Source organism: Actinoplanes sp. NBC_00393 (genome assembly GCF_036053395.1).
Classification (GTDB): Bacteria; Actinomycetota; Actinomycetes; order Mycobacteriales; family Micromonosporaceae; genus Actinoplanes.
Genome location: NZ_CP107942.1, coordinates 8638355 through 8663644, shown reverse-complemented (window position 1 = coordinate 8663644; position 25290 = coordinate 8638355). Strand labels below are relative to the sequence as shown.

At 70.0% G+C, this 25290-nt stretch carries 23 protein-coding genes; 11 read left to right on the top strand and 12 right to left on the bottom strand.

The genetic code is table 11. The annotated features are described in order from the left end of the window. Nucleotides 1-2: 2 nt before the first annotated feature. Both OHA21_RS40090 and OHA21_RS40085 read left to right on the top strand, forming a co-directional pair. Nucleotides 3-959, top strand: coding sequence for a diacylglycerol kinase family protein (locus OHA21_RS40090; RefSeq protein ID WP_328464210.1), 957 nt, complete (start codon nucleotides 3-5; stop codon nucleotides 957-959). A gap of 153 nt (nucleotides 960-1112) precedes the next feature. Continuing rightward, nucleotides 1113-2894: a chromosome partitioning protein gene (locus tag OHA21_RS40085; RefSeq protein ID WP_442874977.1), complete on the top strand. Its 1782-nt coding sequence runs from the start codon at nucleotides 1113-1115 to the stop codon at nucleotides 2892-2894. Nucleotides 2895-3052: 158 nt separating this feature from the next. On the opposite strand, the gene OHA21_RS40080 is transcribed toward OHA21_RS40085, so the two are convergent. Beyond that, nucleotides 3053-3475: a DUF3151 domain-containing protein gene (locus tag OHA21_RS40080; RefSeq protein WP_328464208.1), complete on the bottom strand. Its 423-nt coding sequence runs from the start codon at nucleotides 3473-3475 to the stop codon at nucleotides 3053-3055. Nucleotides 3476-3633: 158 nt separating this feature from the next. Next, nucleotides 3634-4623 carry an ADP-ribosylglycohydrolase family protein gene (locus OHA21_RS40075; RefSeq protein ID WP_328464206.1) on the bottom strand — a complete coding sequence of 330 codons (990 nt, stop codon included), beginning with the start codon at nucleotides 4621-4623 and terminating at the stop codon, nucleotides 3634-3636. 78 nt (nucleotides 4624-4701) lie between these two features. Between OHA21_RS40075 and OHA21_RS40070 the strand changes: the two genes are divergently transcribed. The 3 genes from OHA21_RS40070 to OHA21_RS40060 are packed head-to-tail and all read left to right on the top strand — an operon-like array spanning nucleotide 4702 to nucleotide 6538. Next, nucleotides 4702-5889: an LOG family protein gene (locus OHA21_RS40070; RefSeq protein WP_328464204.1), complete on the top strand. Its 1188-nt coding sequence runs from the start codon at nucleotides 4702-4704 to the stop codon at nucleotides 5887-5889. Nucleotides 5890-5899: 10 nt separating this feature from the next. Next, nucleotides 5900-6295 carry a hypothetical protein gene (locus OHA21_RS40065; RefSeq protein ID WP_328464202.1) on the top strand — a complete coding sequence of 132 codons (396 nt, stop codon included), beginning with the start codon at nucleotides 5900-5902 and terminating at the stop codon, nucleotides 6293-6295. Nucleotides 6296-6331: 36 nt separating this feature from the next. Next, a complete protein-coding gene (locus OHA21_RS40060) occupies nucleotides 6332-6538 on the top strand; it encodes a hypothetical protein (RefSeq protein ID WP_328464200.1) in 207 nt (68 codons plus the stop codon). Between the two features lie 158 nt (nucleotides 6539-6696). Here the strand turns inward: OHA21_RS40060 and OHA21_RS40055 are convergent, their stop codons facing one another. Together OHA21_RS40055 and fbaA are read right to left on the bottom strand one after the other, a co-directional pair. Next, nucleotides 6697-7251, bottom strand: a complete 555-nt coding sequence (locus tag OHA21_RS40055) for a hypothetical protein (RefSeq protein ID WP_328464198.1) — start codon at nucleotides 7249-7251, stop codon at nucleotides 6697-6699. Nucleotides 7252-7321: 70 nt separating this feature from the next. Then, nucleotides 7322-8347 (bottom strand): class II fructose-bisphosphate aldolase, encoded by a 1026-nt coding sequence (fbaA, locus tag OHA21_RS40050; RefSeq protein ID WP_328464196.1) that lies wholly within the window; start codon nucleotides 8345-8347, stop codon nucleotides 7322-7324. A 317-nt stretch (nucleotides 8348-8664) separates the two neighbouring features. On the opposite strand from fbaA, the gene OHA21_RS40045 reads away from it, so the two are divergent. After that, nucleotides 8665-8850: a hypothetical protein gene (locus OHA21_RS40045; RefSeq protein WP_328464194.1), complete on the top strand. Its 186-nt coding sequence runs from the start codon at nucleotides 8665-8667 to the stop codon at nucleotides 8848-8850. Nucleotides 8851-8858: 8 nt separating this feature from the next. Here the strand turns inward: OHA21_RS40045 and OHA21_RS40040 are convergent, their stop codons facing one another. Then, nucleotides 8859-9869 carry an LCP family protein gene (locus OHA21_RS40040; RefSeq protein WP_328464192.1) on the bottom strand — a complete coding sequence of 337 codons (1011 nt, stop codon included), beginning with the start codon at nucleotides 9867-9869 and terminating at the stop codon, nucleotides 8859-8861. Then, nucleotides 9866-10348 (bottom strand): SigE family RNA polymerase sigma factor, encoded by a 483-nt coding sequence (locus tag OHA21_RS40035; protein WP_328464190.1) that lies wholly within the window; start codon nucleotides 10346-10348, stop codon nucleotides 9866-9868. The genes OHA21_RS40040 and OHA21_RS40035 overlap by 4 nt, the downstream gene beginning before the upstream one ends. Before the next feature lie 98 nt (nucleotides 10349-10446). Here OHA21_RS40035 and OHA21_RS40030 point away from each other — a divergent pair, with 98 nt between their 5' ends. The 3 genes from OHA21_RS40030 to OHA21_RS40020 all read left to right on the top strand — a co-directional run bounded on the left by OHA21_RS40030 (nucleotide 10447) and on the right by OHA21_RS40020 (nucleotide 15444). After that, on the top strand, nucleotides 10447-11802 hold the full coding sequence (locus OHA21_RS40030; RefSeq protein WP_328478835.1) for a 3' terminal RNA ribose 2'-O-methyltransferase Hen1: 1356 nt from the start codon (nucleotides 10447-10449) through the stop codon (nucleotides 11800-11802). Further along, nucleotides 11799-14294, top strand: coding sequence for a polynucleotide kinase-phosphatase (locus tag OHA21_RS40025; RefSeq protein WP_328464188.1), 2496 nt, complete (start codon nucleotides 11799-11801; stop codon nucleotides 14292-14294). The genes OHA21_RS40030 and OHA21_RS40025 overlap by 4 nt, the downstream gene beginning before the upstream one ends. 76 nt (nucleotides 14295-14370) lie before the next feature. Next, nucleotides 14371-15444, top strand: coding sequence for a VTT domain-containing protein (locus OHA21_RS40020; RefSeq protein ID WP_442874976.1), 1074 nt, complete (start codon nucleotides 14371-14373; stop codon nucleotides 15442-15444). Nucleotides 15445-15706: 262 nt separating this feature from the next. On the opposite strand, the gene OHA21_RS40015 is transcribed toward OHA21_RS40020, so the two are convergent. From OHA21_RS40015 to OHA21_RS39995, 5 genes are all read right to left on the bottom strand, one after another. After that, entirely contained in the window at nucleotides 15707-16384 is a 678-nt protein-coding gene (locus OHA21_RS40015; RefSeq protein WP_328464186.1) for a class II aldolase/adducin family protein, read from the bottom strand. 85 nt (nucleotides 16385-16469) lie between these two features. Continuing rightward, entirely contained in the window at nucleotides 16470-16847 is a 378-nt protein-coding gene (locus OHA21_RS40010) for an ArsR/SmtB family transcription factor (protein ID WP_014440216.1), read from the bottom strand. A gap of 57 nt (nucleotides 16848-16904) precedes the next feature. After that, nucleotides 16905-17309, bottom strand: coding sequence for a hypothetical protein (locus OHA21_RS40005; RefSeq protein ID WP_328464184.1), 405 nt, complete (start codon nucleotides 17307-17309; stop codon nucleotides 16905-16907). A 393-nt stretch (nucleotides 17310-17702) separates the two neighbouring features. Continuing rightward, nucleotides 17703-19151, bottom strand: a complete 1449-nt coding sequence (locus OHA21_RS40000; protein ID WP_328464182.1) for a hypothetical protein — start codon at nucleotides 19149-19151, stop codon at nucleotides 17703-17705. Between the two features lie 259 nt (nucleotides 19152-19410). Next, nucleotides 19411-20796, bottom strand: coding sequence for a hypothetical protein (locus OHA21_RS39995; RefSeq protein ID WP_328464180.1), 1386 nt, complete (start codon nucleotides 20794-20796; stop codon nucleotides 19411-19413). Between the two features lie 345 nt (nucleotides 20797-21141). Here OHA21_RS39995 and OHA21_RS39990 point away from each other — a divergent pair, with 345 nt between their 5' ends. After that, a complete protein-coding gene (locus OHA21_RS39990) occupies nucleotides 21142-21327 on the top strand; it encodes a hypothetical protein (protein ID WP_328479085.1) in 186 nt (61 codons plus the stop codon). Nucleotides 21328-21372: 45 nt separating this feature from the next. Here the strand turns inward: OHA21_RS39990 and clpB are convergent, their stop codons facing one another. Then, nucleotides 21373-23958 (bottom strand): ATP-dependent chaperone ClpB, encoded by a 2586-nt coding sequence (clpB, locus tag OHA21_RS39985; protein WP_328464177.1) that lies wholly within the window; start codon nucleotides 23956-23958, stop codon nucleotides 21373-21375. A gap of 123 nt (nucleotides 23959-24081) precedes the next feature. Between clpB and OHA21_RS39980 the strand changes: the two genes are divergently transcribed. Continuing rightward, nucleotides 24082-25284, top strand: a complete 1203-nt coding sequence (locus OHA21_RS39980; protein WP_328464175.1) for a sugar efflux transporter — start codon at nucleotides 24082-24084, stop codon at nucleotides 25282-25284. The last annotated feature ends 6 nt before the right edge of the window (nucleotides 25285-25290 follow it).

The window sequence follows — 25290 nt, the reverse complement described above, 5'->3', positions numbered from 1 at the left end:
GGATGTACGACGTCGTTCTCCTCAGCCTGGCCGAGGGGTCGGGTGACGCCTGCGGCTCCGCTTGTGGCGGCTGCGGGACCGCTGCGGCGGCGGTGTGCGCTCCGCGTACCCCCGTCTTGACCTGCGCCGACGCGTTGCGTGCCGCCGGCGCCCGGGTCGAAACGGTGATGGCCGGCTCCGATCAGGAGATCGACGCGGTGCTGGCCCGCTTCGACGGTCCGGCCAGGCCGGACGGCCTGACCTGGCCGGACCCGGAGACCAAGCTGCGGTTGGTGGTGGCGAGCGCCACCGACGGCCAGTTGCGCGCCGTCGTGCGCCGGCTGGTCCGGCGGTACGCTCCGCCGCCCAGCAAACGACCGGCCGACCTGCCCAGCGCCCGGACCGTGCCGGACCTGCCGCCGCTGGCGATCCTCCCGCTCGACCCGGGAAACACTTCGGACCTCGCCGCACAGCTCGGTCTGCCGCGCACCCCCGCCGAGGTCGCGGCGGCCGTGCTCAACGGGGACGTGCGCCGGCTCGACCTGCTGCGCAACGACGGCGGCTCGGTCACCCTGGACGGCGCGCTGCTCGGCGGCGCGGACGACAACGGACGCGCGGTTCCGTGGCGCGGCCGGGTCGAGGTGGACAACGCGTTGCTCACCGACGGTGAGGAGCCGGTCCTGGCGTGTGCGGTCGGTAACGGTGGCGGCTATGCCGAATTCGACGGCCTGCAGCTGCTCGCCGACGGCGACCCCACCGACGGCCGGGTCGAGGTCGCAGTGGCGGTCCCGGTCGTGGTCAAGCAGCGTTTCAAAGGCACCCGGGTACGCATCGAGGTGCGCCGGGCCCGCGGCCGGGCGGTCTCGGTGCTGCCCCGCGACGGCGACCTGCAGTTCCTCGACGACGGGGTGGCGGGATCCACGAGCCGCAAGCGATCCTGGTGGACCGAGCCGGGCGCCTGGGCGGTGTACGCAGGCTGACACTTATGCCACCCTGAACGGACAATGAACCCTTTTCAACCTGGCATCGGGCCGAAGGCATCCGAGCCGTTGGCTGGTGCCGGGTGGTGCCGCCCTGGCCACGTGGAAAAGGGTTCATCGGCCGGATGTCTGCCTTAACGGGAGGTCGTATTCGTGGAGGACGAGCACGCCGACCGGGATGTCGAACCGTTCTGGGCCGAGGAGCCGGAGACACCGGTGCACGGGCGGGCTGTGCAGCTCCCGCCTTCCGGGGTCCCGCTCCCGGGCTCCGGACCTCCGGCGTCCCAGCCTCACCTTCCGCGCGCCGAGTCCCCGGCGGCGGCCTCCCCATCGCCGCACCCGGCCGAACCCCCGGCAGCCCAATCTCCGCACCTCGCCGCGGCCTCTCCACCTCCGCCTTCAGCCTCGGCGTCCGCGGCTCCCCTTCCGCCCGCCGGATCCCCGGCCCCGGCCTCGCAACCTCACCTCCCGCCTGCCGGCGTGATCCAGGTGGAGCCCGGGGTGTTCCGGCCAGTTACCGACGCGGTCCTGCCGCCGGGCGTCCACCTGCCGGCCCAGCGCGAGCCGGCCGAGGATGCCGGTGGGCACGCCAACGCTGACTCGCCGTGGGCGCAGCCGCCGCGCCGGTCGCAGCCGACCGAGCCTGTTGCACCGGTCGCGCCGGTGGCTCCCGAGCCTGTTGCACCGGTCGCGCCGGTGGCTCCCGAGCCTGCTCAACCGACAGCCGCTTCGGCGCAGGCTGCGGCACCGCCCGCCAGTTCGCGCCCCACCACGCCGGTTCTGCCTGCCGCCGGCATTCACCAGCCGGGAACGCCCGCAGCGGCCCCGCCCGCCCGGCAACAGCCGCAGGCCGCGCCGCCGCCGGCCGCACAGCAACCACCGGCCGGGCAGCAACCACCGGCCGGGCAGCAATCGCCGGGCGGGCAGCAGCCGCCCGGTTCTGCACCGCCTTCCGGAGCTGAGGCTGGGAATCCGTTCGAGGAGCTGGCGTGGATCGGTGACGGGACGCCGACGGCGGAGGAGTTTGCTCGGCGGCGGCTGGCGAAGCCGGCTCAGCAGACGGCGACCATGGGGGCTCGGGCGATGCTGCACAAGGGCACGCTTGGGCTGGTCAAGTTGGCGCCGGGTAAGCGGGAGCTGGAGTACAAACAGGACGTCGAGATGGTTCGGCGGAACTTCGGCGGTCTGCGGCAGGTGACCGTGGTCAATCCCAAGGGCGGGGCGGGCAAGACGGTCGCGGTGCTGCTGTTGGCGATGACTTTTGGGCAGAAGCGCGGCGGGTACGTGCTGGCCTGGGACAACAACGAGACTCAGGGCACCCTGGGGATGCGGGCGCAGCAGGATTTCCACGCTCGTACGGTTCGGGACATGATGCGCGACCTGGATCTCTTCCAAGGGGCGCAGGGGCGGGTCGGTGACCTCTCGCAGTATGTGCGTGCGCAGGGCGAGGGGATGTTCGACGTGCTCGCGTCGGACGAGTCCGCGACGGCCGGGGAGATGCTGACGGCTGGTGCATTCGCGGAGATCCGGGATGTGGTCAGCCGGTTCTACAAGTTGATCTTCGTGGACACCGGCAACAACGTGCGGGCGGAGAATTGGCAGGCCGCCATGGACGCCACCGACCAGCTGGTGATCACGATGTCGGCCCGGAACGATTCGGCCGAGACTGCTGCCCGCATGCTCGATCACCTGGAGCAGGGCGGTCGGCGGCGGCTGGTCCGGCAGGCGATCACCGTGGTCACCATGCCGCCGACCCGGAAGGACATCGATCTGCCGGCGATCCAGCAGCACTTCGCCGCGCGTACCCGGGCGGTGTTGCTGGCGCCCTATGAGAAGTTGATCGATTCGGGCGAGCCGATCCGGTACGGCGAACTCTCCGCCAACACCAGGGATGCCTGGCTGAAGATCGCAGCCTCCGTGGCCGAGGGCCTTTAGTGCTGCTTACGCCCGGCGCCCGCGCTGGGGCCCGCACCATCTGGGTGATCGCGCGGTAGTGCGGGACGGTCCAAATTCTTTGGGGACGGCGTCGCGCGTACCGATGAAGATGCGGAACGGTGGCTGCCTGCAGCGACCACCGCTCCGCGTCAGATAAATCAGCTCAGGGCGTCGGCAGCGGCCGGGTCGCTGTCGCGCAGGAACTGGGCGCATCGGGCTGCTTCGTCGGCCTCGCCGATGGCGGCTGCGGCCAGGGACAGGGCGTGCAGGCAGCGCAGGAAGCCGCGGTTCGGCTCGTGCGACCACGGGACCGGGCCGTGGCCCTTCCAGCCGTTGCGGCGCAGCGAGTCCAGGCCGCGGTGGTACCCGGTGCGGGCGTAGGCGTAGGCGGTCACCGGCTCGCCCGCGGCCAGGGCGTCGGTGGCCAGGGGCGCCCAGGCGGCGCTGTATGCGGGGTAGTCGGCGGCGACCGCCTTGAAGGCCGCGGCGTTGCCCGTGGCGGCAGCCTCGGCCAGCGCCTTGTCCGCCTGGGCGTCGGCGGGCAGGAGGGTGGCCGGGGGCTCGGGAAGGAGGTTCTGCATGACCTCATTCAACCCGGACGCCCGGCAATCATTCCGCCCAGCGTCCCAAAACCATCCCGGCGGCGCCCGGGGAGGGATCGCTGGCGGCCGGGTGGGATCGCCGGCGGCGGCCGCGGAGGGGTACCGCAAGCCGAAGTGAATCGCCGGCGGTGGAGGGGTCAGTCCCAGGCGGCGCCGAGGCGGAAGAGGCGGTCGGCGTACTCGATCTGGGTTTGCCATTCGGCCGGGAAGGCCGGCAGGCCGAGCGCGGCGCCGGCGAAGGCGCCGGCCAGGCAGGCGATGGAGTCGGAGTCGCCGGAGGAGGCGGCGCCGCGGCCGAGGACGGCGACCGGCTCGTCGGGCGAGATCAGGTAGACGTAGAGGGCCGTGGCCAGCGCTTCCTCGGCGATCCATCCGGCGCCGGTGGCCAGGCACGGGTCGCCCTCGTAGGCGCCGGCGGCGAGGGCCTCGGCGACCCGGTCGAGGGCGGCGGCGCACTCGTCCCAGCCCAGGGCGATGAATTCCTCCGGGGAGGAAACCGTGGGGCGTTGCCAGAGCTCGCCGAGCCAGTCACCCCGGTAGACCTTGCGCTGCGAGGCGCAGCGTTCGCGGAGCGCATCCAGCAGGTCGGCCGGCGGGAGGCCGTCGCTGAGCCACCGGACCGCGTACGCCGTGAGCTCACTCGCTGCCAACCCGGTGGGGTGACCGTGGGTGAGCCCGGCCTGAAGTTGCGCGGCCCCGGCCCGCTGGTCATCGGTCAGCCCGCGCATCAGGCCGACCGGGGTGACCCGCATGTTCGCCCCGCAACCCTTGGAGTCGGGCTGGGTGGCCCGGGTCCACGGACGCCCGTCGGCGAGCGCCGCGCAGGCCCGCAGGCAGGTCATGCCGGGGGCCCGGTCGTTCTCCGGGCTGGCCGCCCACTCCACGAACCGGCGCCGCAGCACCGGCTCGAACGTCTCCGGGGTGACCGCGTGCACCTCGAGCAGGGCCTCACCGACGGCGAGGGCCATCTGGGTGTCGTCGGTGACGAGCGCGGGCTCGCCCTCCAGCCGGCGTGGGCCACCGGGACCATACCGGGCCACGATCTGCGCGTACTCCTGGAACTCGGTGGGTTTCCCCAAGGAGTCTCCGTACGCCAACCCGAAGAGCGATCCCGACGCAGCACGCATGCGGACAACTCTAGGTAGTACGTCAACGCGTGCGGGGTGGCCGACGTCACCGTGCACGTTTCGCGCAAGATGGACCACATGCCGGATCCGTTGCAACCAGTGCTCGGTGGGGACGCCCCGTTCGACGCGACCGAGTTCGAGATCGAGTCGCGTGCCGAGTTCGACTCCCACGTCCGCAAGAACACCCTGGCCGGGCTCGTCGTCCTCGGCGTGCACCTGGACCGCGATCCACCGGATCTGACCGGCGTCGACGTGCGCGGCACGCTCTTCGTAGGCTGCCGGCTCGCCGGGCCGGACGTGGAGATCGACCTGATCCGGCGCGGCGCCCACCTGGTGCCGCCGTTCCAGACCCGGCCCTACCCCACCCATCCCGCGCTGCTCTACACGGCCGACGACCTGGCCGCCGGGTTCGCCGACGGCGGGTTCGCCGGCATGTACGACACCGTGGTCTTCGACCATTTCGTCGCGCACGGCGGTGCGGTGCCGGACATCCGGGAGGCGCTTGCGCAACGGCTTCACGACGCGGGCATCGACAACGCGCTCGGCAAGGCGCTGTCCGCGTGGGCGGCGGTGCACGGTCACGAGGGACCGGTCGGGATCATGGGCGGGCATGCGGAGTTGCGCGGGGCTTCGGCGTACCGGATGGTCGCGGACCTGACCCGGCAACTGGCCGGCGTCGGGCGGCTGATCGTGACCGGGGGCGGGCCCGGGGTGATGGAGGCCGCGAACCTTGGCGCCTACTTCGCCTCGCGGTCGGAGAACGAACTGTCCGACGCGATCGACAAGCTGGCCACCGCGCCGCGGTTCCAGGACCACGACCCGTACACCGCGGCTGCCCTGGCCGTTCGCGCGGCCTATCCGCTCCCGGAGAGCGACGTGGCGGGCCGGCTCAAGCACGGCGGGCTGGCACTGCCCACCTGGCTGTACGGACACGAGCCGGCCAACCTCTTCGCCGGGCAGATCGGCAAGTACTTCTCCAACGCGGTACGCGAGGACTCGATCCTGCGCCTCTCCCGAGGTGGCATCGTCTTCGCCCCCGGCTGGGCCGGCACGGTCCAGGAGATCTTCCAGGCGGCGACGAAGACGTTCTACCGGACCGACGGGCCGTCCGGGGCGTTCGTGTTCCTCGGCGTCGAACACTGGTCGGCGCTGCCGGTGGCGGAGTTGCTGGGTCCGCTGCTGGCCCGTTCGCCGCACGGCGACCAGTCCGATCTGATCGTGGTCACCGATTCGCTGGAGGAGGCGATGTCGGCCCTGCTCAGGTGAGGTGGCGAGGATGCCGCACACTGCGCTCATGGTGACCTTCGTCGTACTCCTGGGAGCGCTGATGGTGCTGGCATTCTTCGCGATCGCCCTGATCGCCGCCTTGATCATCTTCCGCAACGCGAAGCGGGGGCGGAACGACTACGGGGCGCCCCGGCCGCACATCCAGCGCAGCAGCGGCGGACCGTTCTACTACACGTCGCACGACGGCGGCTCGTCGTGGGATGACCACGGCTCGTCCTCGGGCGACAGCGGCTCGTCCTGGGATGACCGAGGCGGTTCCTCCTGGGGTGACAGCGGAGGCTCGTCCTGGGGTGACAGCGGCGGCTCGTCCTGGAGTGACAGCGGCGGCTCCTCCGGAGGCGACAGCGGCGGTGGGGGCGGCGGTGGCGGTGGCGGCGGTGACTGACAGCCGTGGCTGGCGCGCGTGGCTCACACTGCAGCCATGCTGACGATGATGCTGTTTCTGGCGGGTCTGGTGATCGCCGTGGCGGTCGCGATCCGCGTGTCCCGTCGGGCCACCATCGGGGCCGGCCCGCACGACCACCGGGTCGGCGGCTACCAGCCCGGCGTGACGCATTACGGCGGCGGCGACGGCTGGTCCAGCGGGGGTGGCGGCTCCTGCGACTCCGGCGGAGGCGGCAGCTGCTGAGCAGAGGCGGGTGGCCAGCAGGCGATCAGCTGGCGCTTTCCGCGCGGCGTCCGCCTACCAGCTGCCCCGCAAGGCAAGGCAAGGCAGAGCCGGGCCGGGGAAGGCAAGGCCGAGCCGAGCACGGGTCCGGTCAGCGGCGGGCAAGGGCCGGCCGGCGGTCAGGCTACGTGGACGCGTCGCCAGTGGACCCGAGGAAGGTCCGCTTCCGGTACGTCGGTGAGCCCGTTCTCGTCCATCGCGTTGTAGACGGCAAGGCGGGCCCCGTCGAAGAGGAACTCGACGGCATGCAGGACCCGGGGCCGCCAGTCCGCCGAGGTGGTCCGTTCGATGATGTTGACCGCGCGGAGCGGCCGGCCGCGGGCCTTGCGCAGCGCGGCGTGCGGGTCGGCGCGCCAGTCGAAATGTTCGTACCAGTCGATTGGCACCGACATGTCGATCTGGTCCCAGGTGATCGCGCACTCGTCGAACTTACGGTGAGTGACCTCGACGCGACTCAAACCGAAGTCGAGGATGATCGGGCCGTCGGCGAACCAGCCCCGCTGGGCCACGTCCCACATCAGCCAGCTTGATCGCAGCCTACGGCCGATGAGCCGTACAAACATGTGTCGATGAGTGGCGGCGAGGGCCTCGGCATCGTGATGCCACTCGGGTTTCCAGCCCTCGATACCGAGCACGACCACCGTCCCTTGATCAAGACGACCGATCGTACCCATGTCGCTGCGTAACCACGCAAGACAACAGCGGCCGGTCCCCGCGTTCGGGGACCGGCCGCTGCCGTTCGGATTACTTCGACAGAGTGGTCCCGGTCGAGCGGAGGTGCTCGCAGGCCTCGACGACGCGCTTCGCCAGACCGTTCTCGGCGAGCTTGCCCCAGGCGCGCGGGTCGTACGCCTTCTTGTTGCCGACCTCGCCGTCCACCTTGAGCACACCGTCGTAGTTGCGGAAGAAGTGATCCGCGACCGGGCGGGAGAACGCGTACTGCGTGTCGGTGTCGATGTTCATCTTCACCACACCGAAGTCCAGCGCGCCGTGGATCTCGGAGAGCAGCGAGCCCGAGCCGCCGTGGAAGACCAGGTCGAGCGGCTTCTCCTTGCCGTACTTCGCGCCGATCGCGTCCTGGATCTCCTTGAGGATCTCCGGGCGGAGCTTGACGTTGCCCGGCTTGTAGACGCCGTGCACGTTTCCGAAGGTGAGGGCGGTCAGGTAGCGGCCCTTCTCACCCAGGCCCAGGGCGGCGGCGGTGGCCAGGCCGTCCTCGACGGTCGAGTACAGCTTGTCGTCGATCGCAGCGGAGACGCCGTCCTCCTCGCCACCGACGACGCCGACCTCGATCTCCAGGATGATCTTGGCGGCCGCGGTCTTGGCCAGCAGGTCCTCGGCGATCTGCAGGTTCTCGTCCAGCGGCACGGCCGAGCCGTCCCACATGTGCGACTGGAACAGCGGGTTCTCACCGCGGGCCACGCGCTCGGCGGAGATGTCGATGAGCGGCCGGACGAACCCGTCGAGGTGGTTCTTCGGGCAGTGGTCGGTGTGCAGCGCGATGTTGACCGGGTAGTGCTTCGCGACGTGGTGGGCGAACTCGGCCAGCGCCACCGCGCCGGTGACCTTGTTCTTGATGGTCGGACCCGAGACGTACTCCGCGCCACCGGTGGAGATCTGGATGATGCCGTCGCTGCCGGCCTCGGCGAAGCCCTGCAGGGCCGCGTTGAGGGTCTGCGAGGACGTCACGTTGATCGCCGGGTAGGCGAACGCGCCGGCCTTGGCGCGATCGATCATTTCGGCGTAGACCTCGGGAGAGGCGATAGGCATCGGTGCGCTCCTTGCTCTTTGGAACGGGCAGCAGAGGGCAGGACCGCGCTGTCCTCCAGCAGGCAGTATTCCGCAGTCGCGTTGCGTAGCGGAAATCGCCCCGAATTTCGCACTGCGATCCCGGCAGATGCCTCGCCGGGGACAGCCGACCTCGGGGCATGTCCACACTTCTGGGGCGGATTGCAGCCGGTGGTGCCGCTGTTCTGTTCGCTCTCCGTGGTGACACTCCGCCGATTGTTGGCACATGCCGGTTTGTGCGGCATCGGAACCGGGGAACGCGCACCATGGATGGGACCCGGCAACGGAGGGAAGCCGAGATGACGCGCCCGATGGACGAAGTCGACGTGGAGACGCCCGAGGTCGACGCCGCGGAGCAGGCTAGGACCGCTGTCCCGAGCTGGCAGGATGACGAGGCCGAAGTGGTCCCGGCGATCACCGAGGCCAACGAGTGGGACGCCCAGGAACAGGGGCGGATCGTCGAGTTCGACGACGATTACCGCTGAGAGCGGGCTCATCCGTCCACGTATCCGGGGTTGGCTGCGGCCCACTCGGCCAGCCGGTCGTCGCGGATCGCCGCGAACAGGCTCGGACCGACCTCGGGGTAGATCTCCTCGCTCATCTGCCGTTTGTCGATCGTGCTGAACGTCGGTGCCCCGATGCCGATCACCTCGGGTTTGTCGAGCGCGGCGGCCACTCGCAGCAGTGCGAGCGTGTCCCCGTCGATGTCGACGCCATCTTTCGCCGCGCCGAGCAGCGCCTGCAGCCGGCTCAGCTCCGATCCCTGTGAGATCACCTTTTCCGCGAGGGCGCGCAGGAAGGCGCGGTTGTTCCGATCTCGGTCGTAGGGGCCGCTCTTCAGCCGGTAGCGACCCTGCAGCAGGGGACCGACGTCGTCGGCGCCGATGTCCTGACAGCCCGGCTTGATCTCCTTGCGACCGCCCTGCGCGGGGATGCCCTGCCGGACGCAGACCGGCACACCGCCGACCGCCTCGGTGACCGCCCGCAGAGCCCGGAAGTCGACGGTCACGGTCGCGTCCACCTCGACGCCGGACAGATCCTCCACCACCTCGCGGGTCAACTCGGGCCCGCCGAGGTGCAAGGTGTGACTGAGTTTGGCCCCTGGGTGCCCGTCGACCTGCACCGCGCCGTCGCGGGGCAGGCTCACCATGAAGGCCTTTCTTCGGTCGGCTGACAGGTGCAGCAGCATCAAGGTGTCGGCACGCCGGTTGTCCGCCGCGCGGCCGCTCCGGTGATCGCTGCCGAGCAGCAGGACGTCGAGAGACCCGCTCATCGCCGCCGGCGCGACGGCTGCCCGATCGCCGTGCCTACCGGCCTGCACCGCGGGCACGGCGGCGCCGGCGAACAGCACCGCGGCCGCTGCACCGGCAGCCCGGCGCCACGTGCGGCGGCGTTTCGCCCGGCCCCAGGCAAAGTCGATCTCAGCCCGCACCGGGGCGGTGGCCGGGGTCAGGGTCTCGTGTCGCTCGAACGCGGCACGCAGCTCCTCTTCGATCGTGGTCATCGGGCCTCCACCAACTCCGCGCGAAGCGCGTCGAGCCCTCGCGAGATGGACGAACGGACCGTCCCGACGGCGCAGCCGAGGATGTCGGCGATCTCCTGATCGGGCAGGTCCTCGTAGAAACGCAGGACGAGTGCCGCTCGCTGGCGGCGTGGCAGGCGGGCGAGCAGACCCCAGATCCGGTCGCGCTCGGCACTCTGGTCGGCATGGTCGGAGGGGGACGCGACGGCCGGGTCCGGATCGGCTCGCAGCAGCACGCGCCGCCACCAGGAGCCGCGGCGCAGGTCGATGAACTGGTTGGTGAGCATCCTCCGGACGTAGCCGTCTGGGGAGTCGCTGCGCGCCACGCGCCGCCAATTCAGCTGGACCCGGACCATGGTTTCCTGCACCAGATCCTGAGCGGTGGTCGGGTCACCGGTCAGCATCACGGCATAGCGCAGCAGCGCGCTGAGCCGGCTGTCGACGAACTCCTCGTAGGTCACGGGCACCTCCGCTTCTACGACGGGACCGGCCCACGGAATCATTGCGGCCGATGGCAAATCGATCGCCGGATCGGCCCGGCGCTGACACCATCGACCGCGTGCTGCTCACCGTGACGACCACACACCGGCCCGCGACGGATCTTGGATACCTGCTGGTCAAACATCCAGACCGGGTCCATACGTTCGACGTCCCCACCGGTACGGCGTACGTCATGTACCCGGAGGCGACCGACGACCGGTGCACCGCGGCCCTGCTGCTGGACGTCGACCCCCGGCGCCTACGCGCGCAGAAGGACGCGTTCGAGCTGAGTCAGTACGTCAACGACCGCCCGTACGCCGCCTCCAGCCTGCTGGCGAGCGCCCTCGCCAAGGTCTTCCGCAGCGCCCTGCGCGGCGCCTCCAAGGATCGGCCGAAGCTGGCCGCCGCCCCGATCCCCTTGCAGATCCGGGTGCCCGTGCTGCGCGGCACCACCGACCTGGTCACCCGCCTGTTCACCCCGCTCGGCTGGGCCGTCGACACGGCCCCGATCCCGCTCGAGCCCGAGATCGGCGGAAGCAGCCGCTACGTCGAGCTGTCCCTGACCGGTGAGCTGCGGCTCGCCGACGCCCTCAACCACCTTTACGTGCTGCTTCCGGTCCTGGACGACGCCAAGCACTACTGGGTCGCCCCGGATGAGATCGAGAAGCTGCTGCGCTCCGGTGAGGGCTGGCTGGCCGGCCACCCGGAGAAGGTGTTGATCGCCCGTCGCTACCTCGCCCACCGCAGGGCGCTGACGACTACCGCGTTGCAGCTGCTCGAGGCCGATCAGGAGCCGGCCACCGAGGAGGAGGCCGAGTTGCCGGTGGCGCGTAAGGCGCCGCTCGCCGAGCAGCGGCGGGACGCGGTGATCGCCGCGCTGACCGAGGTGAACGCGGCGCGCGTACTCGATCTGGGTTGTGGTGGTGGCGCCCTGCTCACCGCGCTGGTGAAGAACCGGCAGTTCACCGAGATCGTCGGCGCCGACGTGTCCAGCCGCGCGCTGGAGATGGCGGCCCGCCGGCTGCGGCTGGACCGCCTGCCGGAACGGCAGCGGGACCGGATCAGGCTGATCCAGACCGCGCTCACCTACCGTGACGACCGGCTGCGCGATTTCGACGCCGCGGTGCTGATGGAGGTGATCGAGCACGTCGATCTGCCCCGCCTGCCCGCTCTCGAAGCCGCCGTCTTCGGTCACGCCCGGCCCGGCACGGTCGTCGTGACCACGCCGAACGTGGAGTACAACGTGCACTACGAAGGGCTGGCCGGGATGCGGCACTCGGATCATCGCTTCGAGTGGACCCGCGCCGAGTTCGCGGCGTGGGCCGAGAGTATTTCGAAAACCTACGGCTACGCCGTCACGATCCGTGGTGTCGGCGACCCCGACGAGACGACCGGCTCCCCCACCCAACTAGCACTGTTCCAGGTGACCGCATGATCCTCGACGTTCCCGAGCTCTCCCTCGTCGCCCTGGTCGGCATCTCCGGTTCCGGCAAGTCGACCTTCGCCCGCGCCCACTTCAAGCCCACCCAGGTGCTCTCCTCGGACTTCTTCCGGGGCCTCGTCGCCGACGACGAGAACGACCAGTCGGCGTCGGGTGACGCCTTCGAGGTGCTGCACTACGTGGCCGGGAAGCGGCTGGCGGCCGGGCGACTCACCGTGGTCGACGCCACCAACCTGCAGGCGCATGCCCGGGCCGGCCTGGTCAAGGTGGCCCGCGAGCATGACGTGCTGCCGGTGGCGATCGTGCTGGACGTGCCCGAGCCGCTGGCCTGGGAGCGGACGCAGGCGCGCGAGGACCGTACGTTCGGCCGTCCGGTGCTCGCCCGGATGCACCGTGACCTGCGGCGATCCCTCAACCAGCTGGCCCGGGAAGGCTTCCGCAAGATCCATGTGTTGCGCGGGGTGGACGAGATCGCCGCCGCCGAGATCCGCTACGAGAAGCTGTTCAACGATCTGCGCGCCGAGCACGGGCCGTTCGACATCGTCGGCGACGTACACGGCTGCCGAGCCGAGTTGGAGGTGCTGCTCGGCAAGCTGGGCTGGGAGCTGGTCCGGGACGAGCAGGGCCGGCCTGTCGACGCGGTGCATCCGGACGGGCGCAAGGCCGTCTTCGTCGGCGACCTGGTCGACCGCGGTCCGGACTCGCCGGGGGTGTTGCGCCTGGTCATGGGCATGGTCAAGGCGGGGCACGCGCTGTGCGTACCGGGAAACCACGAGCAGAAGCTGGCCCGCAAGCTGAACGGCCGCAACGTCCAGCTCACCCACGGCCTGCCGGAGACCCTGGAGCAGCTCGCCGCCGAGAGCGACGAGTTCGTCGCCGAGGTCCGCGCCTTCATCGACGGGCTGATCAGCCACTATGTGCTCGACGACGGCAAGTTGGTGGTCGCGCACGCCGGGCTCAAGGAGGCGTACCACGGGCGGGCGTCCGGGCGGGTTCGCAGCTTCGCGCTCTACGGGGAGACCACCGGCGAGACCGACGAGTACGGTCTGCCGGTCCGTTATCCCTGGGCGAACGACTACCGCGGTTCGGCGGCGGTCGTCTACGGCCACGTGCCCACTCCGCAGGCGGAGTGGATCAACAACACGATCTGCCTGGACACCGGCTGTGTCTTCGGCGGCGCGCTGACCGCGCTGCGCTGGCCGGAGCGCGAGGTGGTCCCGGTGCCGGCGGCCAAGGAGTACTACGCGCCGGTGCGACCGCTGGTCACGGTCGCGACCAAACCCGAGCAGGGTCTGGACATTGCGGACGTGACCGGTCGCAGGCACATCGATTACGGGTACGGGCGAACGACCGTCCCCGCCGAGAATGCCGCCGCCGCTCTGGAGGTGATGGGCCGGTTCTCGGTCGACCCGGAGACGCTGATCTGGCTTCCGCCCACGATGGCGCCCTGCTCCAGCTCGACAGTGGACGGCTACCTCGAGCACCCGTCGTCCGCCTTCGCCGACCTGCGGGCCGCCGGTGTGGACCGGGTGGTCTGCGAGGAGAAACACATGGGCTCGCGGGCCGTGGTGCGCGTCTCCGCCTCCGGAGCGGGGGACGCGATCTGGACGCGTACCGGCCGCCCGTTCTTCGGACCGGAGCTGGACGAGCCACTGCTCGCCCGGGTCCGGGCAGCGGCCGAGCCGATCTTCACCGAGTTGGGCAGCGACTGGCTCCTGCTCGACGCCGAGCTGCTGCCCTGGTCGGCGAAGGCCGGTTCGCTGATCCGCGATCACTACGCCGGAGTCGGCGCCGCCGGACGGGCCGCTCTGCCGGCCGCGCTGGCGCTGCTCGACCAGGCCTCGGCTCGCGGACTCGACGTCGCTGCGCTGCGGGATCGACTGGAGCTACGGTCGGCGGAGATCGACGGCTACTCGGCGGCGTACCGGTCCTACGTGAAACCGACCGACGGTCTCACCGGCGTCACGCTCGCTCCCTTCGCGGTGCTCGCCGGCGCCGGTAACTCGTACGCGAAAAAGGACCACAACTGGCACCTGGCGCTCGCGGACCGCCTGGTCGCGGCAGACGCGGAGCTGTTCACGCCGACTCGGCGAATGATCGTGGATCTCGCCGATCCGGCCGCCGAAGCGGCCGCCACCGACTGGTGGCTGACGCTGACCGCGGCCGGCGGCGAGGGCATGGTGGTCAAACCGTGGGCCGGGCTCGCCGCGACGGACAGCAACGGCCGGCTGGTGCAGCCGGGAGTGAAGTGCCGCGGCCGGGAGTACCTGCGGATCATCTACGGCCCCGAGTACACCCGGCCGGAACAGCTGGACCGGCTCCGGCAGCGCAACCTGGGCCGTAAGCGCGCGCTCGCGCTGCGTGAGCACGGGCTGGGTCTGGCGGCGCTGGACCGGCTGTCCGAGGGCTCTCCGCCGTGGCGGGTGCACGAGCTGGTTTTCGCCATCCTGGCCGCCGAGTCGGAGCCGGTCGACCCACGGCTCTGAGCCGTCCGGCCAGTTCTCGGCATCTACCGCACTCATCGGGGTACCGGCCTGCGCAGGGCCGGTACCCTGGCTCCCCGTGGACATCCAAGCGCTCACCGAGCCGCTCGCGCTGAACCCCATGGACCCGAAGGAGCTGCTGCAGGCCTTCGGGTTGCCGGGCGTGCTGGCGATCCTCTTCGCGGAAACCGGCCTGCTGGTCGGTTTCTTCTTCCCCGGCGACTCGCTGCTGTTCCTGGCAGGTGTAGCGGCCTCCTCGGTAGCCGACTCGATCTTCGGCGAGGGCGCCAAGCTGTCGATCGCCGGCCTGCTGATCGGCGCGCCGATCTGCGCGATCGCCGGCGCGCAGTTCGGGCACTGGCTGGGCGCCAAGTACGGGCGCCGGATGTTCGACAAGCCGGATTCGAAGCTCTTCAAGAAGGAGTACGTCGAGAAGGCGGAGTACTACTTCGAGAAGTTCGGCCCGGCCAAGGCCGTGGTGCTCGCCCGGTTCATCCCGATCGTCCGGACCTTCCTCAACCCGGTCGCCGGCACGCTGGGCATGCCCGCCAAGCAGTTCTTCATCTGGAACGTGGTCGGCGCCGTCCTCTGGACCGACGGCATCATCCTCATCGGTTACCTGCTGGCCGAGCAGATCTACGCCGCCATCGGTGACCAGATCGACCACTACATCCTGCCGGTGGTCGCCCTGATCATCCTGATCTCGGTGCTGCCCATCCTCATCGAGATCCTGCGCGAACGCCGGGCCAAGAAGCACGGCCTCAAGATCGCTGAGCCGGCCACCGCCATCGGCGTGGTCGCGGCGGCCACGGTGGCGGGCCTCGCGGACGCCGCGCACGACGAGTTCGAGAAGCACCACCACCACCACGACAGCCAGGACCAGCAGCCCGGTTACGGTCAGCCGGCCGGCTACGGCCAGCAGCCGGGGACCTACGGGCAGCCGCAGGCCTACGGCCAGCAGTCCGCTTATGGTCAGCCGGCTTACGGGCAGCCTTACGGCGGCCAGCAGCCCACCTACGGTCAGCCCACCCATTCGGGGTACGAGCAACAGCCGCAGTACGGTCAGGAACAGTACGGTCAGCAGTACCCGCCGCAGCAACAGAGCTATGGGCAGCCGCCGGCTCACGACGATCAGCAGTGGCCGCGTAACTGACGAGCGCACCGTCCACAGCAACGGCCGGCCGGAATCACCGGGCCGGCCGTTCGCGTTGTGTGGTGAACCCGACCCTCGGTTCGGAGTGGTGGGGTGATCGTCAGCTTTCCCCGGACGCATCTGCTTAAGCCCGGCGGCCGCGCTGCGGCCTGGAGCGGGCAGGTGATCGCGTGGTAGTTCGGGGACGGTGTGGATTTCCGGGGACGGGCTAGGCGTACCGAGGAAAATCCGTAACCGGAAAGCCCGCCTGGACCCTGGGAGCTCAGACCGTGACGGGCCCGCTCGTGCCCTGAAGGCGCTCGACGAACTCCTCCGGGCAGTCGCGCAGATTCTCCAGCCGGCCGGCGGTCAGCGCTCGATAGGTGAGCGCGGCGGCCTCTTCCAGGTTGCGGGCCCGCTTGTGAGCGAGCTCGACGGAGTCGCCCATCACGACGCAACCGTGCTGGCTGAGCACCAGGCAGTCGGTGCCGTCCGCGGCCATGGCCGCGGTCAGTGCTGCCAGTTCCGTGCTGCCGGGCAGCCGGAACGGGACGATCGACACGCGCCTCAAGTAGTACGCATGATCGGTGGTGACGATCCGGATGTGCTCGCCCAGTGCGTCCAGCAGCAGGGCCGTCTGCGGGTGCAGATGGACCACTGCGTTGACGTCGGGGCGAGCGCGGTAGAGCGCCAGGTGCAGTGCGAGCTCACTGGTGGGCTCGATCCGCGGGGGCGGCATGGTGCCGACCATCGCGGGTTCGCCGTCCGATATCCGAACCGGCGCAAAAGTGTTCCGGCTGAGCCGGTCGAGCCACGAGCCGCTCGCGGTGACCCAGATGGCGTCCTCATCAGGGATCCGGGCGGACAGGTTGCCGCCCGATCCACACACAAGGCCGGCCTGGACCACGTCGTAACCCACGTGCGCGAGTTGATCACGCAGGTCGCCGGGAACGTAGTTCACCGTTCCTCCTCGATCCGCTTCGACGAAGGTCCTCGGCCTGGCGTCACGACCCCCATGCTCGGTGACGCCAGGCGTAGTCCAACCCTCAGCGCGCCTTCTTTGTGGCCCGCTTACGAGGCGGCGTCAGCAGGTCGGCAATGGTGGCGATTGCGGTCGGCACCAGCCGGTAGTACGCCCACACACCACGCTTCTCCCGCTCGAGCAGACCAGCCTCCGTAAGGATCCGCAGGTGGTGGCTCACAGTCGGCTGCGAGAGGCCCAGGGGAGCCGTCAGGTCGCAGACACACGCCTCACCGTCCGTAGCGGACTGGATAAGGCTCAGCAGCCGCAGCCGGGCCGGGTCGGCGAGCGCCTTCAGCACTCCCGCCAGGCGCTCGGCGTCAGCGCGTTCAATCGGCTCGCCGGCAAGCGGCGAGATCTGAGGCATCGTCATTTCCGCCAACGCAGTTCCCACGATCTCCATCCTTCCACCAACTGCATCGATTCTCCTGCATGTGCGCAGGAACGAACCGGCTAACTTTCAGGCCGTAAGGCCGACTTCGATCGCCGGGTCGGCCGATCGGCGCAGCGAGTCGGCCGTCTGTGCCAACACACTCATCCGATCAACCTTTACCGCGACACCGACTTCGGTCTCTGCCTCCTGCAACGCCTCAGCCGCCATCTGGTCGCTACCCATCCGTGTCGAGCTCTCGATCCCCGTCTCCGGAGTGAGGCGGACCACATTGTCAATTCGTCGATTGTTTCGCGTCACCGACCCCTGACGATGACCCGGCACAGAACGCATCGACACCATCACGCGGCACTGCGCGATCATTTGGCCGCCACTCTCCGGACCCAACAGCTCACGACCCGATGAAAGCACGACGCCACGCTGCGCGACGGCCAATTCAGTGATGAATTTACGCAGGTCGTGCCGTGCTTCCATGACATCGAGCGTACTGGCTGGAAGGAAACCGGAATCTTTCGCCCCGGCGGGGCGGAACGGAACTATTGACCCACGGCTTTGCCAGCTTCTGTAAACAAGGTTTACAGATCGTACAAGGGATCTCGACCTTTCCAGTGACCATAGATGCAGCTCAAAGCAGGTAACGACCGTACGGTACCCGCGCAGCCCCCAGGATCACCTGGTGACTGGGCTGTGAAGGTCCTGTGAGAACCCGAAAACACCTCTGTCCGTCCAGGCGAAAATAACCACCGTCTGGCCGATCTAGATCTATCCGGACAGCCGATCGGGTGACGGCGTCGGAAACGGACCGTACCCGTTCGAGTGACCCACTGTCGTCGATACGGGACCGGTCTACTGAGGTTACTGGAGAGTTCAGTCCCGGAGTTGTGACCGGTTCTCGTCTTCCGGGTTCTCGGCGGGTCCCGAAGACGAAGTCTGATCGGGTTCGGCCGGGGTGTCTCCAGTTTGTTCGGACGATCTGGTCGTTTGTTCGGATTGCGGGTGGGGTTTGGGGGCGTAATGTGCTGCAGCCCACTCTGGCGCGGGGGTCGGCCAGGTGTCGGTTACGGAGGGTTGGTGAGCGGCATCGATTGAGGGCGATGTGTCCGATTGGGGCGTCGGCGTGGGGTGCGATGTGGGGTCGGTGGGCGATTTGGTTTGGGGTTGGGCCGCATTGGAGCGGTGGGCCGTGGGCTCACTGGCGGCGCGTTGGCCGGCTCCTGCATCGGCGGGGGGCTGACTGGCATCGGCAGGCTGGCCGGCTCCCGCGGCGGCAGGCTGGCCGGCTCCCGCGGCGGCGGGCTGGCCGACGGCAGGCTCGTCGGTGGCAGGTGACTGGGCGGTGCCCGGCTGGTGGGTCGTGGGCCGCATGTAAGCCGCGTCGTCGGGTGGGCCTTGGGTGGGGTAGCCCCAGCCGGCGGGAGGACCGTAGGCGGGCTGGGAGGCGGGCGGGTAGGCGCCTGAACCGGGATAGGCCGGAGCCGGTCCACAACCTGGCGCGCCGGCGCCGGAGGACGGGATAGGGCCGTAACCGGGAGCAGCGTTGGGCTGGGGGTAAGCCGAGCCATAGCCGGGCTGGGAGTGGGCCGGGTTGTAGCCGGGCTGGGCGTAGGTCGGGCCGTAGCCGGGCTGCGGGTAAGCCGGGCCGGGCTGAGGGTGAACCGAGCCGTGGCCGGGCTGCGGGTAGGCAGGGCTGTGGCCGGGCTGAGGGTGGACCGAGCTGTGGCCGGGCTGCGGGTAGGCAGGGGTGGGGCCGGGCTGAGAGTTGAAGCCGGGCTGGGGGTAAGCCGGGCCGTGACCCGGCTGGGGGTAGGCGAGGCCGTAGGCGGGCTGACCGTAGCCGGGGAACGCGCCGACGTTGCCCGCCTGGTCGGTCACCGTGCAGTGGCCGAAGTACTGCCGCGGGGCCAGCAGCACAAGCGCGGCCACCGCGACGTACGCAAGCACCTGAGCGCTCGCCACAGCGACGTTCAGGTTGATCCAGCCGTCCGGGTACGCCGCACCCAGCGCCGCGCCCACCGAGCCCGGCAACGCGTCACCGGATCGCTGCAGGGCGATCGTCAGGAGGGAACCACAACCGGCCAGGACGCCGAGGCCGCACACGCCCAGGGTGACACCACGGGCGACTCGGCTGCCGCGCCGCAGGCCCACCCCGAGGACAGCGAAGAGGGCGATCGCCAGGACGGCCACCACGGCGGCGACTGCGGCATCGATCCAGATCACCGCGATGAACGACTCGACCTGGTCGGTGCCGCTGGTCGCGGCCCGGAAACGATCAACGGTGGCGGGGGCGATTGCGACCATGCCGATCGCGTACGCCAAGCCGGCCACCGCCATGGTCCAGAGCAGAACGACGGCTGTCGTCACAGCCGGTGGCCGCGAACCGGAAGCCGGCCCTGGAGCGCTCGCCGGCCCCGACCCGGTCGGCGGCTCGGAGCCGGTGGGCGGCGCGGCGACGGGTGGCTGAGCGGCGTAGGACATCGATGGGCTCCCGCAGGGTCGGCTGGCAAAAACCTACCGCCTGCGGGGCCTTCCCGTGGCCGGACCGGACCTCCCGGTGGGCGGTCCGGTCCGGTTCCGATCAGGCTGGGTCGGTCGGCGGCCGGTGCTGCCGGTCGTCTGACGCCGGCGGCTGGTCGTTGCCGGGTGGCGGCGCAGCCCACGGATCGCTGGCCGGCGCCCCGCTCGACGTCGGCTGGTCGGGTGAGGACGCCCCGGACGCCGGCGGACCCCAGGCCGGGGCACCGGGCGCGGGAGCGCCCCAAGCGGGAGCACCCGAGGCCGGAGCGTCCGGCGCACCCCAGGCAGGTGCACCCGAGGCGGGGGCACCAGGCGCAGGGGGGCTCGAGGCCGGAGCATCAGGTGTGGGAGCGCCCCAGGCAGGAGTGCCAGGAGCACCCCACGCAGGGGAACCGGAAGCGGGAGCGCCAGAAGCAGGAGTGCCAGGCTGGCCCGGGTAGGGCGGCAGGCCCGGCGCCGGCTGTCCCGGCTGTCCGTACTGTTCAGGCGAGCCGAGGTGGCCGGACTGACCAGGCGCTCCATGCCCACCCGGATATGGCGGCTGGCCCGGCGCGCCCGGATACTGCGGCTGGCCGGGCGGCTGACCCGGCGCACCCGGGTACGGCGGCTGCCCAGGAGGCGGGCCGGCGGGCGATCCAGGCTGCCCCGGGTATGCCCCCGGCTGCCCGTAGGGACTGGCCGACGATCCAGGCGGCCCGTACTGCCCAGGCGCCGTGCCGGGTGGACCGTAAGAACCTGGCGGACCATAAGAACCGGGAGGCCCGTACTGCCCAGGCGGCGCCGACCCAGGCTGCCCCGGATACGGCTGCCCGTAAGCCGGATATCCAGGCTGCCCGTAACCCCCCGGATACCCCGGATAAGGCGCCGCCGGATTCCAGGCGACCTTCTTGCGGAAGAAGGCGTTCGACTGCGGCAACGCCAGCAGAATGATCACCGCGATCAGCCCGGCCACAGTCAGCACGGTGAGCAGCACCGTGGCCGGCTGGTACCAACCGGGCAGCGTGGCCGCCAGGTCGGCTTCGAACTGCTGCTCGGAGGGCCCGCCCTCGGTCGTCGAGCTGGTCACCGCGCCGGGCACCGAGTCGAACAGCGACAGGCCGTTGCAGCACAGCCCGAGGCCGGCGAAGACCCAGGTGACGATCCGGGACGGGTTCTTCCCCATCCCGTTGAAGATCGACAGCACGACGAGCCCGGCCGCGATGATTATGTAGATCACCGCGACGACGACCATCGTGCCGGCGACGACGCCGGTCAGCTCCTCGTCGAACTCGGTGTTGCCGAACGAGTTCCGGTACGCCTCCTGCACGTCGCCGAGGGTGGCGAGCGCGAGGACGGCGACCAGCACCTGCGCGGCCGCGATCCCGTAAAGCAGGAGCGACGAGATCGTCACGGTGGCCGGCCGCGCGGGTGGCGCCGGATTTGGTGATGAATATGTGGGAACGCTCACGCTGCCCTCCTCTAGATCCATTTACGGTATCGGTCTGGTGCCATATCCCGCGACCGGGCCTCACTGTCGGCGACGGTGTGGAAACATCGGGCGACGATGGCCCCAAACAACCGCAAAACGTCGCTCGTTCGGGGGGCGACGTGGATGGATGCAGCCCCTTAAACTTCGATTCCGTGGCGTCCTGCCGACCTCAGCAACGACCTGTCGTCGATGCGGCACGCCTTGCCAGCACGAGTCGCCCGCCCCGCACACATGTCGCCGGGGCCGAGGCAGACCGGCTCATGGCACCTTTCCCAATAGGCAGGCCGCGTGACCACACCGCGGCCGCCCCAGACTCGAGGACCGGTGACTTCCATGCCCCACGCCGACACCCTGACGATCGTTCACCATGACGACACCCGGACACGGTTCAAAGACGTGCGGTACCAGTTGCACCGCGACGGGATACGGATCTGGTCCGCCGAGGGCGAGCACGCCATCACGGACGTACTGATGACCCAGGCCTACCGGCAACGGGCAGCAGGACAGTAGGAAAAAGGGCCCCGGGAGATCCCGGGGCCCTTTTCGCGTACCCAATCAGCCTCTTCGGACCGTAAGGCCGTCCTTGGCCTCGCCCAGCTCGACCACCACGGTGTCGCCGTCGCGGATCTCGCCGGCCAGCAGTTCCTTGGCCAGTTTGTCGCCGATCGCCGACTGGATCAGGCGGCGCAGCGGCCGGGCGCCGTAGATCGGGTCATACCCGTGCTCACCCAGCCACTCCACGGCCGACGGAGCGACTTCCAGCGCGAGCCGCCGGTCGGCGAGGCGCCCACGCAGCCGGCCGATCTGGATGTCGACGATGTCGGTCAGGTCGGCCTTGGTGAGGGCGTGGAAGACCACGATGTCGTCGAGCCGGTTCAGGAATTCCGGCTTGAAGTGGGCCCGGACCGCGGCCAGCACCTCGTCGTGCCGCTCCTCGTCGCTCATCGTGAAGTCGGAGTTGGCCGAGCCGAGGTTCGAGGTCAGCACCAGGATGGCGTTGCGGAAGTCGACCGTACGCCCCTGGCCGTCGGTGAGCCGGCCGTCGTCGAGCACCTGGAGCAGCAGGTCGAAGACGTCCGGGTGGGCCTTCTCCACCTCGTCGAGCAGCACCACGCTGTACGGCCGGCGCCGCACCGCCTCGGTTAGCTGGCCACCCTCCTCGTACCCCACGTAGCCGGGCGGGGCGCCGACCAGTCGCGCCACCGAGTGCTTTTCGCCGTACTCGCTCATGTCGATGCGGACCATCGCCCGCTCGTCGTCGAAGAGGAAGCCGGCTAGCGCCTTGACCAGCTCGGTCTTACCGACGCCGGTGGGGCCGAGGAAGAGGAAGCTGCCGGTGGGCCGGTCCGGGTCGGCGATTCCGGCGCGTGCTCGGCGTACCGCTCCGGCGACCGCGGCGACGGCCTCGCGCTGGCCGATCACCTTGGCCGACAGCGACTCCTCCATGCGCAGCAGCTTGGCGGTCTCGCCCTCCATCATCCGGCCGGCCGGGATGCCGGTCCACGAGGAGACGACCTCGGCGATGTCGTCGGCGCCGACCTCCTCCTTGACCATGGGCGGCTCGGTGTCCTCGACCTCCGAGTCGGCGGCGACCCGGATCTCCTTCTCCAGGGCCGGGATCACCTCGTAGAGCAGGCGGGACGCTTCGAGCAGCTCGCCGTCCCGCTGTGCCCGCTCTTGAGCGGCCTTGGCCTCGTCGAGCTGCTTCTTCAGCTCACCGACCCGGTTCAGCCCGCCGCGCTCGCGCTCCCACCGGGCGTTCAGCGCGGTGAGCTCCTCCTCGCGGTCGGCGAGGTCGGCGACCAGGCGTTCCAGCCGGGCCACCGAGGCCGGGTCGGTCTCCTTCTCCAGCGCGAGTTTCTCGACCCGCATCCGGTCCACCTGGCGCTGCAGCTGGTCCAGCTCGACCGGCCGGGAGTCGATCTCCATGCGCAGCCGGGAGGCGGCCTCGTCGATCAGGTCGATCGCCTTGTCCGGCAGGAACCGGTCGCTGATGTAGCGGTCCGACAGGCTGGCGGCAGCCACCAGGGCGGCATCAGTGATCTGTACGCGGTGATGCGCCTCATACCGACCCTTGAGCCCGCGCAGGATGCCGATCGTGTCCTCGACGGTCGGCTCACCGACCACGACCGGCTGGAAGCGGCGCTCCAGGGCCGGGTCCTTCTCGATGTGCTCCCGATACTCGTCCAGCGTGGTGGCACCGACCATCCGCAGCTCACCCCGGGCCAGCATGGGCTTGAGCATGTTGCCGGCGTCCATCGAGCCCTCGCCCTTGCCCGCGCCGACGACCGTGTGCAGCTCGTCGAGGAAGGTGACGACCTGCCCGTTGGAGTTGCGGATCTCCTCGAGGACGCTCTTCAGCCGCTCCTCGAACTGACCGCGGTACTGCGCGCCGGCGACCATCGCGCCGAGGTCGAGCGAGACCAGCTTCTTGTCGCGCAGCGTCTCCGGCACGTCGCCGGCCACGATCCGCTGGGCCAGGCCCTCGACGATGGCGGTCTTGCCGACGCCAGGCTCGCCGATCAGCACGGGGTTGTTCTTGGTCCGCCGCGACAGGACCTGCACCACCCGGCGGATCTCGGTGTCCCGCCCGATCACCGGGTCGATCTTGCCGTCCCGGGCCAGGGCGGTCAGGTCGACGCTGTACTTCTCCAGCGCCTGGTAGGTCTGCTCGGGATCGGCCGTGGTGACCCGTCGCTCCCCGCCCCGGACCTGCGGGAACGCGGCGACCAGGGCGTCCTCGGTGGCGCCGGCGTCCTTGAGCAGCTGGCTCACCGCGCCGCCGACCCGGGCCAGGCCGGCCAGCAGGTGTTCGGTAGACACATACTCATCGCCGAGCGGCTTGGCGATCAGGTCGGCCGAGCCGATGGCGTTGACGAACTCACGGGACAGGCTGGGCTCGACGGTGCTGGCGCCTCGCGCGGAGGGCAGTTGCTCGATCGCGCGGGCGGCGGCACGGCGAATGTCCGCCGGGTTGGCTCCGACCGCCCTCAGCAGCGCCGTCGCGGTGGATCCACCCGTGTCCAGCAGCGACAACAGCATGTGCCACGGCTCCACCGTGGCATGTCCGCGCCGACCCGCGTCGGCGACCGCCGCGGTGATCACTTCGCGGCTCTTGGTGGTCAGACGTTCGGTGTTCATCAGCTCCCCAAGACTTGAGCGCGTTCCGCTCAACTTTACCGCGCCACCGCCAGCTCCGCGCCACGGTGACGGTCACCACCAGAAAGAGCAGGTAACCGGCAAGAACCCGTACCGTCAGGAGTCGTGTCTCTGTCGCGGCGGTTGCTTCCCCTCGCCCTGATGTTCCTCACCACCGGCATCGCGACGGCGGTGGTGGGACCGTTTCTCGGCCTGTTCCTCAGCACCGCGGTCGAGGCCAGTCCGGTCCAGGTGACCTTCTTCCTGGTGACCGCCTCGCTCTCCGGCGTGGCGATGTCCTGGGCGATCGGCCGCATCTCGGACCGCCGGCCGATGCGGCGCACCCTGCTGATCATCGCCGCCCTCGCCGGCTGCGCCGGCACCGGTCTCACCGCATTCATCAGGGATTACTGGGTGCTGCTCGCGCTCACCGCGACGGCCACGGCCATCGCCGGGTCACTCTTCCCCCAATCTTTCGCGTACGCGCGACAGGTGCTCCAACGTGACGATCCCAGCAAAGCCGCGATGGGCATCAGCACGCTCCGCACCGTGTTCTCGATCGCCTGGGTCGGCGGCCCGACCCTGGCCGCGTTCCTCCTGGAGGCCGGCGACTTCCGGTACGTCTACGGCGCCGCATCCGTCATGTACCTGATCGCGGCGCTCGTGGCGGTGCGCTGGCTGCCCGAGATCGAGGCGCCGGCACCGCCCCGGCACGGCGAGAAGGCCCCCGCCCGTGCCCCGTGGGTGGTCTACCCGATCCTGCTGGGTTTCGCCCTGATGCAGACCTCGATGGTGCTCAGCGTCCAGGCCATGCCGCTGTTCGTCACCACCGAGCTGGGCGGCTCGGTCGGCGACACCGGTCTGCTCCTGGGCCTCTGCGCCGCACTGGAGATCCCGCTGATGCTGGGCTTCGGCTGGCTCTCCACCCGGATGCCGCTGCGCCGGATCATCCTGGCCGGCGCCGTCTGCGGCGTCCTGTACCAGGCTCTGGCTTCGTCGGCCACGTCCGTGTGGATGCTGGCGGCGGCCCAGGTGCCCAACGCGATCCTGATCGCCGCGGTCTCCGGCCTGGGCATCTCCTACTTCCAGGACATGATGCCGCACTATCCGGGCCGGGCCACGACAATGTTCACCAACACCTTCCCGATCGGGCAGATCCTGGCGGCTCCGCTGTTCGGGCTGGCGCAGGAGTTCGGCTTCCGTCTGGCGTACGGACTGAATCTGACGCTGAGCGTGCTCGGCCTGCTCCTGCTGGTCGCCTTCCGGCCGCCCGCCGTCACCGTGGAACCGGCTGAATCTGATCACAAGTCCGCAGCGGGCCAGGGGTAATCCGAC